Source organism: Pseudarthrobacter sp. IC2-21 (assembly GCF_034048115.1).
Classification (GTDB): Bacteria; Actinomycetota; Actinomycetes; order Actinomycetales; family Micrococcaceae; genus Arthrobacter; species Arthrobacter naphthalenicus.
The window spans coordinates 1,819,648-1,831,985 of record NZ_CP139145.1 but is presented as its reverse complement, the minus strand read 5'-3'; the positions used below and the strand labels follow the sequence as shown (position 1 = coordinate 1,831,985).

10 protein-coding genes and 1 pseudogene are annotated in these 12,338 nt (G+C 62.3%); 6 read left to right on the top strand and 5 right to left on the bottom strand.

All coding sequences use genetic code 11. The annotated features are described in order from the left end of the window. Positions 1 to 188: 188 nt before the first annotated feature. Positions 189 to 977: an IS21-like element helper ATPase IstB gene (istB, locus tag SBP01_RS08370; protein ID WP_320538084.1), complete on the bottom strand. Its 789-nt coding sequence runs from the start codon at positions 975 to 977 to the stop codon at positions 189 to 191. Further along, positions 974 to 2,518: an IS21 family transposase gene (istA, locus tag SBP01_RS08365; protein WP_320538083.1), complete on the bottom strand. Its 1,545-nt coding sequence runs from the start codon at positions 2,516 to 2,518 to the stop codon at positions 974 to 976. Before istA ends, istB begins: the two co-directional genes overlap by 4 nt. 1,352 nt (positions 2,519 to 3,870) lie before the next feature. On the opposite strand from istA, the gene SBP01_RS08360 reads away from it, so the two are divergent. Then, positions 3,871 to 5,148: a glycoside hydrolase family 26 protein gene (locus tag SBP01_RS08360; protein WP_320538082.1), complete on the top strand. Its 1,278-nt coding sequence runs from the start codon at positions 3,871 to 3,873 to the stop codon at positions 5,146 to 5,148. 104 nt (positions 5,149 to 5,252) lie between these two features. Here SBP01_RS08360 and SBP01_RS08355 read toward each other — a convergent pair whose 3' ends face one another. Further along, positions 5,253 to 5,477, bottom strand: coding sequence for a hypothetical protein (locus SBP01_RS08355; protein ID WP_320538081.1), 225 nt, complete (start codon positions 5,475 to 5,477; stop codon positions 5,253 to 5,255). A gap of 352 nt (positions 5,478 to 5,829) precedes the next feature. Between SBP01_RS08355 and SBP01_RS19765 the strand changes: the two genes are divergently transcribed. From SBP01_RS19765 to SBP01_RS08340, 4 genes and pseudogenes are all read left to right on the top strand, one after another. Further along, positions 5,830 to 5,958, top strand: a complete 129-nt coding sequence (locus SBP01_RS19765; RefSeq protein WP_414004278.1) for a hypothetical protein — start codon at positions 5,830 to 5,832, stop codon at positions 5,956 to 5,958. Between the two features lie 45 nt (positions 5,959 to 6,003). Further along, positions 6,004 to 6,144 (top strand): annotated as a pseudogene (locus SBP01_RS19760) (transposase); the annotation flags it as partial. A 390-nt stretch (positions 6,145 to 6,534) separates the two neighbouring features. Beyond that, a complete protein-coding gene (locus SBP01_RS08345) occupies positions 6,535 to 9,246 on the top strand; it encodes a hypothetical protein (protein ID WP_320538418.1) in 2,712 nt (903 codons plus the stop codon). A 47-nt stretch (positions 9,247 to 9,293) separates the two neighbouring features. Then, positions 9,294 to 10,895, top strand: coding sequence for a phosphatidylserine/phosphatidylglycerophosphate/cardiolipin synthase family protein (locus SBP01_RS08340; RefSeq protein WP_320538080.1), 1,602 nt, complete (start codon positions 9,294 to 9,296; stop codon positions 10,893 to 10,895). 18 nt (positions 10,896 to 10,913) lie between these two features. Here SBP01_RS08340 and SBP01_RS08335 read toward each other — a convergent pair whose 3' ends face one another. Beyond that, the gene (locus tag SBP01_RS08335; RefSeq protein ID WP_320538079.1) at positions 10,914 to 11,405 is read right to left on the bottom strand and encodes a hypothetical protein; all 492 of its coding nucleotides are present in this window, start codon (positions 11,403 to 11,405) and stop codon (positions 10,914 to 10,916) included. A gap of 304 nt (positions 11,406 to 11,709) precedes the next feature. On the opposite strand from SBP01_RS08335, the gene SBP01_RS08330 reads away from it, so the two are divergent. After that, entirely contained in the window at positions 11,710 to 11,892 is a 183-nt protein-coding gene (locus tag SBP01_RS08330; RefSeq protein ID WP_320538078.1) for a hypothetical protein, read from the top strand. Positions 11,893 to 12,020: 128 nt separating this feature from the next. On the opposite strand, the gene SBP01_RS08325 is transcribed toward SBP01_RS08330, so the two are convergent. Continuing rightward, entirely contained in the window at positions 12,021 to 12,326 is a 306-nt protein-coding gene (locus tag SBP01_RS08325; protein WP_320538077.1) for a hypothetical protein, read from the bottom strand. Between the last annotated feature and the right edge of the window lie 12 nt (positions 12,327 to 12,338).

The window sequence follows — 12,338 nt, the reverse complement described above, 5'->3', positions numbered from 1 at the left end:
CCCACACTTCCGGGCAGGGAACCTGAACTTTTTCCTTGGCGTCGCCGAACAGGCATGTCAATGGCCATTTGGTTCTGCCCATGGGCGGTCAGTTGATGTGCCCGCTGGTGGCCAGTAAAACTGCCCGGTGATGGCCAACAGATCTGCCCACTGATTGGTTCGGTGGGGTTGGCCATCCTTGGGGTTGGTTAGTTCAGTCGGGTGACTCCTTTTCCAGCGAGGGCCTGGGTGAGGCGGACGGAATCGCCGCTGGTCTGGCAGACGTGGGCGTGGTGGAGGAGCCGGTCAACGGTCGCGGTCGCGAGGGTTTTGGGCATGAGCTCGTCGAAGCCCGCCGGGTGGAGGTTGGAGCTGATCGCGACAGAGCGTTTTTCGTAGGCTGCGTCCACGACCCGGTAGAGCCCTTCGGCGGCGTCGGTGGCTACCGGCAACAGGCCGATGTCATCAATCACCACCAGCTCCGCGCGGAGGATCCTGGCGACGGCGCGGGTGACGCTGTCATCGGTGCGGTGCGCCCGGATCAGGACGCCGAGGTCTTCGAGCCGGAACCAGGCCACGCGCATCCCGGCTTCGACGGCCTGCTGGCCGAGGGCCTCGAGGAAGAAGGTTTTCCCGGTCCCGGAGGGTCCGCAGACGACCAGGTTTTCCCTGCGGTTGATCCATTCCAGGGTCCGCAGTGCCTGTTGGGTCGGGGCCGGGATGGAGGACGCGTTCGGGTCCCAGGCGTCGAAGGTTTTCCCGGTCGGGAACCCTGCTGCTTTGCGGCGGGAGGCGAGCATGGACCGGGCCCGGCCGGCGGCTTCCTCGGTGAAGAGGGCTTTGATGACCTCGACCGGTTCCCAGCGCTGGGCGCGGGCGGTCACGATCAGGTCCGGTGCCAGCGCCCGGGCGTGTGGCATTTTCAGGGACCGCATCAGCGCTTCCAGGTCCGCCGGCAGCGGTGGAGCCGCGGTGTTGGTGGTGGTCACGGGGCTCATCGGGCCTCCTCCGGGGTGGTGTTGGCTGTGGTGCTCAGGGCGGGGGTGCCGATCACGGCCCACGCAGCTGTTCCTTGGGTGAGGGATGTGGCTTCGTTGGCGGCGTGGGTAGTGGTGCGTCTGATGTTGGCGTTCAGGATCGAGGCGAGGTCCGGGTGCGCGAACCGGCCGTGCAGGGCGGCGTCGCCGAGTGCCCGGTCGACGTGGTCGGTGCCGGCGATTTTGGCCAGGGTGACGGCTTCGGCCATTTTCACGTTCATCCGTGCCGTCCCGGCCGCGGCGGCTTCGATCAGCCAGGTCCTTGCGCCGTCGCCGATGGCCAGGAACGCTGCCTCGTCCGCGCTGCGGGCCCTGACCTCGTAGTCGCCGGGGACCTTTGCCCGGGTTCCGGGGAAGTGGTCATCATGGATGGCGGGGCTGCCGGGCCGTGCCCGCCCGTGGCGGGCAACCTCCACCGGCCCGGCGGTGCCGTGGTGGACGATGACGACCTGCTCGTCCGGTCCGGTCCCGTGGGTGCGGACGAACACTCGGGCCCCGAGCAGGTGGGCTGGGACCGAGTACTGGCCGTTTTCGAACGTAACCATCGGGGTATTCTCCGGAACGGTCCGGGCCAGCCCGAACGCGACCGTGTGGGCGGTATCCGGGATCCGGTGCAACCGCACGGCTTCCTCGGCGAGCACCGCCGCGGGTTTGCGCCGCGTCACCCGATGCTCACGATCATTCACCTCATCCATGAACGCCTGGCAGGCCGCCTCGAGTTCGGCGAACGTGCGGTAGTCGCCGCGGAGATTGGTGTCCTTCGGGACGAGGTCGGCCTTGGCGAGTTTCACGGACGCTTCCACCCCGCCCTTGGTGGCAGGGTCCGCGGGCTGGCAGGTCAACACCGTGATTCCGTAGTGCCGGGCGAAGTCCAAAGTCTGCTGGTTCCGGACCGGGACCCCAGCAACATGGGCCGTGGTCACCGTCTTCTCGTTATCCGTCAGAACATACGTCGGTGCTCCGCCGAGGATGCGGAAGCACCGGTCCAGGGCAGCGAACACGCTCGGCGCGGTCCGGTCTTTGAGCGGGATCACGATCCGGAAGCGGGAGAACGCCAGCCACGCCACGAACAGGATGGTCTTCACCCCGCCGATCCGGGGCCCGTCGCCGAAGTCATACTGCAGCCACATGCCAGGTTCCGTGATCCAGGGCAGCCGGTGGACGCGGGTGTGGCCCAGCCGCCACGCTGCTTTCACCTGGGCGATCGCGCGGCGGGTGGAGCGCTCCAAACCCATGTAGCCCAGGGCGAGGAGCTTTTCGTGGGCCTTGTCCGCACGGATCCGGCCCTTAGAGGTCTCGATCCATTCCTCGATCTTGGGCAGAAACGGATCGGTGACCCGGCCGCGGGCCGCGGGTTCCCCGATCGGCCGGCCGGCGTCCCGGGCCTGGACATGTTTGGCAACAGTGTGGTGCGAGCAGCCCGTGAGCTCCGCAGTGGCGCGCAACGACCCGGTCAGATCGTAGGCAGCAAGAATTTCCATGATTTCTCCGTCAGACTTCATACAGGGCCTCTTCCTGGTTCGCTTTTGGTGCGCTTAGACACCGTCATCAAACCCCAGGAAGAGGCCCCCACCGCATAAGGACGCGGTCGGTTCAGTAAGGAAGTGGGCAGATCTCATGGCCACCGTCGGGCAATTCTACTGGCCGCCAGCGGGCAATTTCGTGGCCGCCTATGGGCAGTTTTTCATGGCCGCTAACATAGAGTACCGGCTACTCGTGCCGCACCTCCCCTTGATTGCGTAGCGTCGATGGAAGGTCTTGTGGATAAACCAGGGCCACCACCATATGGGGGTCGATAATGAATTTCAGGCTAAGTAGGCCAAGGGTGCTCACGAAACATGCGCGCGGCCACGCTCTCGTGGCTCTCGTACTTCTGGTGCTTCTTGCGGCCGCCGACCCGCTGCACGGGGACCAGCCCGATGGAACGCCGCCCACCCATTCTGCGCCGTGATGTCTGCAGGGATTCGGCTGGAAATGCGCCATAGTTCGGCGGCCGAAACCTGCCCCACCGGGTAACCGGGGGTTTCTGACCTAAGTAGTCGCCACTCGTGAACTCGGTCAGGGCTCAGCCTAGAGTTGGCAGCAGGCCGGCGGTGGGCAGTGCGGAAAGAGAAAGACGCCCTGCCGCCCAGACACCGCCGGCCCTCAGATCTGCCGCACCCGGTGAACCGGAGTGGATCATCGAGTGCGACCCGCGTCAATGCGTGCGGATGACGATGACCTCGTGGCCTTCCGGGACCATCGCTTCCAGGCCGCCTTGGCTTCTTCGCAGGTTTTGCCGGAGGCCGTTACCCGGCTTTGTCCGCCCTCTGGGTCTTCGGTGGTGCCTGTACCCTCCACCCCCGCACTTTGGCCCGTTTAAGGCAATGAGGTCCGCCTCCTCATCAACCCGGGAACAGGTAGCCCCTAACTTAGGAAACGGGTACCTCGAGCGGTACACGCCGCCGAGGAGCTCACCCTACTGTGTGAGCAGGGACCGGCGGTGAGTGGTGCGATCTATGGTCGTCGTGCCACCCCCAGCCACCGCCGGGCCCCTTCTACTCCGCGGTTTCCAGGTGGAATTCGACCCGGTACTTCGTGAATCGGATGTTGCGGGCCATTGAGGGCGTCCTGGACGTAGCCCATGTAACGTCGGGTCTGGCCGACGACGGCGTCGCTGGCCCTCCCCTGCTTCAGTTCGACGGCTAGGATCCTGGCTGGACGGGGAGAGTCACGCTGAACAAGCTGCCGGCACTTTCGGTCCGACCATTCCCGGTGGTTCGACGCGGACTTCGGGCAATCGCACCGCAACGGCTTTCGCCTGCGCTGCGTTTAGGATGAGAACCAAAACCGCAGGCCAACAGGGGGTACCGCTATGCCTAACGACTCATCTGCCGACCCGGATGTGGACCGGCGCGAGCTGGCGTTAAGCCGAGTGAAAGCGTGGGGCCTGCCGGTGGCGGCAGTCGTACTCGCCATGGCGTTCGGTGCCGCCAGCATCACCAACGGCCTGGCGGACCGCGAACGGACACGTCAGGAAGCAGCGGCAAGCCAAAGCGCTGCCGCAATACCTATCTGCGAGGTGACGGGCCGGACGGACCTGGTGCCTGGCTCCGGAGCCCTCTTTGGCGTCAACCTGAACCTGGGCGCCAAGCCGCTGTCCCAATATGCCGCCGATCTCGGTCACAAGCCCGCAGTGAGCGTCTCCTTTGCGGGCTTCCCGTATACCGAGCAGGAACGGGCCCACCTGCACCAGGCCGCAAACCAGATCCGCGCTGACGGGCACATGATGCTCCTGACCCTTGAACCGAAACATGGACTGGCCGCGATCACCCCAGGCGTCATCGCCGGACTGGTGCAGGATTTGGTATCCCTCAATGCCGAAGGCGTCCCAGTGATCGTCCGGTTTGCCCACGAAATGAACGGGTCCTGGTACCCGTGGTCCCAGCAGCCCGTTGAGTACAAATCAGTGTTCTCTCAAGTCGCCGAGGCCGTCCACGGAGGGGCTCCGGGCTCGGCGATGATGTGGGCGCCGAACTATGGCGGCGGGTATCCGTTCGCCGGCGGCCAGTACGAAGCGAAGCCGGGTACCCCGGATTTCGAAGCGTTGGACACGGACCACGACGGAGTCCTGACCATGGCCGATGATTCCTACGCCCCGTACTACCCGGGAGACGCCGCGGTGGACTGGGTGGGCATGTCGCTGTATCACTGGGGCGCACGCTACCCCTGGGGCGAGAACGAGATTCCCGAGGCCAACAAATTCGCCGACCAGCTGACGGGCAACTACGTGGGTGCCAACGGCGACGACAGCCTGCTCCCCGATTTCTACCACGTCTACAGCCAGGACCACGACAAGCCTCTGGCCATCCCCGAAACAGCCGCCCTCTACAACCCGGCCGTGGACGGGGCCCCGGAGTCGGACATCAAACGGACCTGGTGGGAACAGGTCTTCAGCCCGCAAACGGCGGCGCAGTTCCCGCAACTGAAAATGATCAACTGGTTCGAGTGGGACAAGAACGAGGCCGAAGTCAACGGCCGGATCGACTGGACGGTCACGAACACCCCGACCGTCCGCGATGCCTTCACCACAGCGCTTCCCGGCTGGCTGCACTACGGAACCGGAACCAACTGCCGGGCCAGCGGGACCTGATACCGAGGCCGACCCGCGGGCCAGGGACGGAACCCGGTCACATGCCTCCGATTGCACTCACGCGGTCTTTTTTCTCAACCCGGAAATGCGAGAAACTGTGGTGGTCAGCTCCCGTGAATCATCCATCCTTGGGTGGGTGTGTAGGTTGCGAGGATCGACCCCTCGCCGAAACCTGGATTCGAGCCGGCGGCATACCGCAGGATAACCGAGGTGCACGGCACGCCGCGCAAGGCGCCCTGCACTATCGTGAGCGCATCGCTGGGGCTGACGCCCTGAATACGGGAACGGCCAATAGCCTGTACCGCCACGTATTCGACGAAATACGGCATGCAACGAAGCATGACATACCCATCAAATGAGGTCTAGGGAATTGAGGTGCCTGTACCTGCTCGGAAGCATCTATACGACCTGATGCGAACGGGACTGCCCCGACTTTTGTTGACTCGGGGTCTTAGGCCGCTGTGAGCGCGGGCCGGTTGATTGTTTCATATTCGATGGGCGTGAGTTTGCCCAGCCGTCTTTGGCGTCGCCGGCGGTGGTAGGTCCTTTCGATCCAGGTTGTGATGGTCTGCGCGCTGCAGGGCGGTCGAACGTGCTGCGCTGTGCCCGCAACCACAGCCGGACGGACCCGGCCAAACTTGTGATGCTATCTTCACAGCGCTCGGAGAGCAGACCGTGACCGTGGCCGGAACCGACGCCGTCGAACTTGTCATCCCTCGCGTCGCGGCCCAGATCAAAGAACTCAAACACCAGCGCAGCATCGTCGCCACTGAAGTCGAAAAACTCCTCGATGACTTCCCTCTTTCTTGACGTCCACGCCGGGATTCGGCATCAAGACCGCAGCGACGACACCCTCTGACCATCGGCGACGCCAGCAGCTTCAAGACCGCCGGTCATCTCGCCGCCTACGCCGGCATCGCCCCCGTCACACGCCGCTCCGGCACCTCCATCCGCGGAGAATTCCCCGCCCGCTCCGGAAACAAAGAACTCAAGAACGCGCTGTTCAGATCCGCGTGGATAGCCTCCTGCCCCGAGCCGCTCTCCAAGGCCTACTACGACCGGAAACGCGCCCAAGGCAAGAACCACAGCGCCGCCATCATGTGCCTCACCCGGCGGCGCTGCGACGCCATCTTCGCCATGCTCAAAACGGAACCCTCTACCGTGAAGAAACTCCCCAGGCAGCTTGACCAAAAGCATAGGGACCCCCTGGCATCACATGCCCCCGTTTCAGGAGATCCGCCACACCTTCGAAGAATCCCCCCGTCAGCTATAAGTCAGCGCGGCGGCTATTGCATTAGTCCATCATGTGGCGTAAAACGAGTCGTGAACCCATGGGAGCGGAAGAGACCAATGCGCTCGCATCAGTCGCCTATCCGAGGAGTGGCCGTGTTCGATCTCAAGAAGGATCTGGATCGGTACGGCGGCGTACCTCCCTACGCAAGCTCTCACTACGGTGTTTATCAACCGCTTCTGGGGTGGGAATCCGGATTGACGAAGAAGTGGCTCAGGCGCGGAGGCGCGATTATCGATCCCGCCATTCGTCGCGTTCTGGACGGTCGGCTGATTCCCGGGCCAACTTCAGTTCAGAATGGCCACCCGCTGGAGTATTTGGCCGTTCCCTTGGAGCCCGCGGCAGGACGATCTCCCTACAAAGTGTCGCTAACCAAAGACCTTGGCAGCGAACTCGTACAGGTGTTGCTCGACAAGGTACAGGTATTCGTCGCTGACCATTCGGGAAGACTCCCGAGCGGTCCTGAGTGGGGACAGCTTATCGACGTCAACAATCTGATGAATGCGGGTTCCGGAGACCTTAAAATCGCCAACGACAGGGCCCGTGCGGCGCTTTACACTCGGTTGCTTGCTGGCGCAGGGGGCAACCCCCTCTCGCCCCAACAAATGGAGGAGGCCGCAGCGACTTTTCTCACCACGATGCAGTTCGAGTCAGAGATCGCCACATTTCTGCTAATGCACGCCGAGCAACAAGGAGGGGCCGATCCGAACGAGCTGGCCAAGCTGTTCAAAGTGACCGAAGCCGCGCCCCTGACTGACATTCTTAAGTCATCGGATCCCCTAGCGAATATCGACCCAGGTGACCACAGCGGCGCACTCGCCCCGGTGGGTTTTGTACACCTCTTCCGCCAGTACTTCTTCGATCTCGGAACATTTGAGGGCGAACCCGTCGAGCACGTCTGGCTGGCCCCTTCCACCACCATTGAGCTCATTGAGGTGAATACACGCCGTGCGACGATCGAGCACACGGAGGAAACTGCGCTGGAGTCGACCACCCGGTCCGAGCAGAGTGAAACGTCCAAAGACGAATTGAGTGACGCGGTGAAGTCCGAGAACAGCAACTCGACAAAGCTCGGGGTCTCAACCACAAATACCGTCAACTTCGGCGTCTATCAGGGAACTGTGTCCGCCAATTTCGGTATCGAATCGACCCGGAAGGATGCCCGGGAAACCACACATAAACAGAATCGGGAGCAGAGCGAGAAACTCTCGACCGAAATCAAACGCAACTACAAGTCGGTATTCAAGACGGTCACGGAAACTACCGACGTGCGCAGCCGGAGGTATGTGCTGCAGAATCCCAGCGACAAACTGGTGAACTACGAACTCCGGCGCAAGATGCGCAGGGTGGGCGTTCAGTTACAAGACGTGGGAATGCGCCTGTGTTGGCAGGTGTTTGTCGATGATCCCGGCCGCACCATCGGCCTCTCCGACCTGGTGCACCTGGTAGATGCGCCAGACCCCGGCAACCTTAAAGAGCCGGACCTGATCCCACCGCCGGCCAGCATGACCAAGAAGGTGACCGTGCCGATCCCGTTCGCCCCGATCCTCGATTACTCGAACAATCGAGCGAACTACGCTTACGCATACCTTGAGACCGGCGCGACCGCCTATAAGGGAAAGCACCTGAGCATCATCAAAGGTGACGAGGATGACGATGACAGCCAAACCATCTTCGGCCCCTTCAACTTCAAGTTTGACGCCCCTCAGGCCAACTACGACCTGACGGAAGTTCGCATGGTCGGGATCCAAGGCAACAAACAGGCACAAATCAAGTTCCCGATCACGCCGAGCAAGGACGGCAACTTTGAGATCGTTATGGAATTCGTTAACTACGGCGGCGAAAACGTCGTGAATCTGGACATGGAACTCATCTATCAACCCAACGCCGCCGAGGTCACGCGAGTGAGCGGCCTCAACACTGCCGCTCAAGCCAAGCACGACGCGGCCGTGCAGCGCCTCTACCAAAAGACATTCATAGACAACGTCAGGTCTCGGATCAAAGACGCCGCAGCGATCAAAGAACGCCCACCCTGGGACCTCCGCGAGGAGGAACGCACCATCGTCTACCGCAAACTGATCGAACGGCTCATGCTCGACAGCTGGCGGCTGCCCGATACACCAGATAACCAGCGGTTAAGCCACGTGCGGTCCGAGATCGTGCGGACCATCTTCGACATCGACGCGATGCTGTATTTCGTAGCACCCGAGTGGTGGATGCCCCAGCGGCGCCGAGGCCAACTCGATCTCAACGTAAAGTTCGACAACGGCGTTCATTCCCTGACACCGGATGACACCATCAAGTGGGGCGGCGAGAAACGTAACAGCAACTACCAGATCACCGAGGATTCCATGCCCGCGAAGGTAGGCAGCTCTCTCGGCTGGCTAATGCAACTGGACGGCGATAACCTCCGCAACGCCTTCCTCAACGCGCCATGGGCCAAGGCCGTCATCCCCATCCGCCCCGGCCGTGAGAGGGCCGCGCTCAACTGGCTCCGCGCCATCGAAGGACATGAAGACGACGGATGGGACACACCCTACCTCGGCAACGCTCCGGAAGACGCGGAATTCGCAGATAAGACCATCGGAGAAGTCCTCGAAATCATAGCCACCCGCATGGAGGATGCAAACGGCCCCATCGCAAACACCCTCGCTGCAGACACAGTCTTTGAAAGTGGATTCAATCCCCTGGCAGGCGGGTTCGACGCCGGCCTTCCCGCAAACGAGGTCTTCAGCCAGTGGATCACCGTACTTCCCACCGACCAGATCGTAGCCAAGGAATACACGCCCAACGACCTCTCCACCTGAATGCCGCAACGGACAACACGGCCACGTGAAGGCCCGGGAGGTTGCAAATGACGTTCTCAGAGATCACAAGCCGGTTCCTGCCGGTAAATTCCGGAACACCATTCCAGGTTCACGAGGACGACTCGCTGGCAACGCCTCTCGTCGACGGCGAGGAGTACTTCACAGCGGTGCGGATGGCTATGGGCCGAGCAACCTCCTCCGGCGACGCCATCTACTTCCTGGGCTGGCGCTTCGACGCTGACTTCCGATTTAGCCTAGACCCTGCGGACAATGTGCGCCTAGGTCCGGTCCTGGCCGAGAAAGCTGCGACCGGTGTCGACGTCCGACTAATCATGTCCGCAAAGTGGCAGCTCCTCGACTACTTACAGGCGCACACGGAAAAGGAACTGGGCGACGAACGAAACAATGACCTGGACAACGTACTTCGCTGGTTCGGGCCGGCAGGCAATATCGGGCAGGGCCACGCGCTGCGCCACCTAACAGTCGCTGGGCGCACGCCCCTGGCCGGCCGCGTCCTCTTCGACTACCGCGGGGAAGTAACGGGAGTACATCACCAGAAATGCGTCGTCATCGTTCGCGGCGACACAGTCACCGCTTTCCTTGGAGGAATTGACTTTCTCGGTGATCGACTCGACACGGCCCGGCACGACTCCTCGCTCCCCCGCCGCAACCCCACCAAACCCGAAGACACGCTCAACTACTACTGGCACGACGCCGGCGTAATGCTCGAAGGGAGCGCCGCCTTCGACGTGCTCGGCGTGTTCCTTCGCCGCTGGGAGGCTTGCTCCCGGCAACCGAACCGCCGCTACCAGCTCAAGGACGGGCTGAACATCCAGCCCGCACTCAACCCAACGATCGAGGCATCCGGCCTCAGAGCCGGAAAAATCACCACCCCCGCCACGCGCATGAAGGCCGCCTATGTCGCGCTGAACTTCCCCGAACACGACGCCGCAGGCGCCGACCCCCTCGACGACAGCACCGCGTCTTCCTACGGCACGATCCACACCGTTGGGGTGATGTACGCCAAAGCAATCCGGGCAGCTCACAAATACATCTACATCGAGGACCAGTACGTCGCAGCACCAGCTGCACTTTTCCCCGTTCTCGGCGACGCAATCCGGCGCGGCGTCAAAGTTATCGCAGTCCTCGGAGGCTACGACGACGACACCCAAGCAAGCGTCGAACCCAAAGTCACCGGAGCTCTCGGCGACTTTCTCACCGCCCTGGGCACGGCCAGCTCAGGCGCACGGGTGTTCCACGTACGCGAAACAATCGTCCACTCGAAGCTCATGGTCGTCGACGACAAATTCTTCGCCATCGGTTCAGCAAATTTCAGTGACCGCTCAATGTCTGAGACCACAGACACGAGCGCCCTTGGCAACCTCCTCAAGAACTTCAACAAGAAAGTAGGCGCCACCGACTCAGAACTCCACGTCGGCATCGTCGACGACCGCCCCCCTGAACAGAACGCGGCACTCGCGCTCCGGATCCGGCTGTGGGCCGAGCACCTCCGTGTGAACCAATGGGATCCAGCTACCCGCGCCGACCTCATCGACCTCTCTCGCGCCCTTTCCATCTTCAGCACCGCATGGGGCAAGCCCGTACGGTTCAGTTACCCCAAGAGCCGGCTAGTGCCAGCAGCACAGTAGGCGATTGGGCTGAATGGATCAGACCCGGGACGGTTCAGTTTGTTCCTTTGATGGCAGGAATGACACGACGGACGGGTTCGCGTTGTCCCACTTTTTGAGTGATGCCTTCCGCGAGGGACGGTGCGCTCCTGCAAGGCGATAGTTACCACCGAAACTGCCACCGACCTCCCCACCTCCTGCAGGGCCACCATGACCTCCGAGTCTCTTTCCACTCGAAAAAACGACGTGGAATCCGTCTCCGCGTTGCAATCGAATGGATGTTGCCGGAGTGCCATCAACTGACGCGCCGACTTCTCGGTCCAAGCTTGTTGATGACGGTTCATCTAAGTGCTCGCCCGGATTTTCCACGGGCATAATGGCCAGCGCAATAAGGATCAAAATTGCGTAGGCGGTCATGCTCTCTGCGCAGCCTTCGTTGGGTGCGATATTGAGCTCGATCTGATCTTGCCCCACTTTGGCGATCGCAGCCGCCTCGACCGCGGTAAGTTCTGGGTCCGCCTTGAGCGCCACGGCTTCGAACTCTTCCTCGCACCCTGTATTTCCGTCGAACCTGCCTCAGGTTAACGTCCGAGTCTAAGTTTGAATAGGTCGAAATTGGTTTGGTTTCGCCGCCCTATGGAGCGCGGGCGCCCACTCCGATATAATGCTAAGCATGCTTACTTGTTCAGTGCGTGCCTGCACTAAGCCCGGCTCCGTCCCCCTCCCGGGAAGCCAGCCTCAGGCAGTTGGCTCTCACGAAGCGTACGTCTGCGCCGAGCATAAAGCCTCCATGGAATCCGGCGTCCCCTGGGACATGGAAGGGCAGACTGCTCTCATGGGCAAGGACCTCGCGCCTATTCTCAAGAACTGGTCGGCCCGCCCTAGCGCCGGGTCAGAGGGGTTCACCCTCACCCTCGAAATCGCAGGACAGCCCAATCCCTTGAAACTCTTCCTGATGCCGGCCGAGGCACGGACGTTATGCAGATTCATTCAGGTCGCCAATGGCGACGCTGACTAGGCCCGCCCGGGAAGACTCTCAGATTGCAGAAGCCATGTCTCCCGGACCTGCACGACACCGCCGGTGCCCGGGCAGTACCTGACGACTGAGGCGACAGGCGGCTCATCGACGGCTTCCGGGAAGGGAGGCTATTCGTCCTCGGGCGGATCCACTTCATCGAACCAGCGGACGACGGCGTTGCCGCCGTAGGCCCTGCTGAGTGTCTGCTGCAGCCCGTCCGCCTGCTGCACGGCCAGGTCCAGTTCGGCGACCACGGTCATGGTCCCGATCTCGCTGTCGTCGTGGCCTTCGTGGAAGTGACGGCCGGATTCGGCGGTGCGGTGCCATTCGGTGAGCTGGCCCAGGGCCATTTCGAGTGACCGCATGCTGTCCAGGACGTTGCCCAGGATGACGTAGCCGTCCGAGGGCCGGTCAAGGGAGTCCGCGTTCTGCATGAGATCACGGGC

Bases quoted from the DNA above. Each gene is read 5' to 3' on its own strand.
- SBP01_RS08360 (WP_320538082.1), top strand. From the start codon at position 3,871: ATGCCTAACGACTCATCTGCCGACCCGGATGTGGACCGGCGCGAGCTG.
- SBP01_RS08330 (WP_320538078.1), top strand. From the start codon at position 11,710: ATGGGCAAGGACCTCGCGCCTATTCTCAAGAACTGGTCGGCCCGCCCT.
- SBP01_RS08325 (WP_320538077.1), bottom strand. From the start codon at position 12,326: ATGCAGAACGCGGACTCCCTTGACCGGCCCTCGGACGGCTACGTCATC.
- SBP01_RS08355 (WP_320538081.1), bottom strand. From the start codon at position 5,477: ATGCCGTATTTCGTCGAATACGTGGCGGTACAGGCTATTGGCCGTTCC.
- istB (WP_320538084.1), bottom strand. From the start codon at position 977: ATGAGCCCCGTGACCACCACCAACACCGCGGCTCCACCGCTGCCGGCG.
- SBP01_RS08340 (WP_320538080.1), top strand. From the start codon at position 9,294: ATGACGTTCTCAGAGATCACAAGCCGGTTCCTGCCGGTAAATTCCGGA.
- istA (WP_320538083.1), bottom strand. From the start codon at position 2,518: ATGAAGTCTGACGGAGAAATCATGGAAATTCTTGCTGCCTACGATCTG.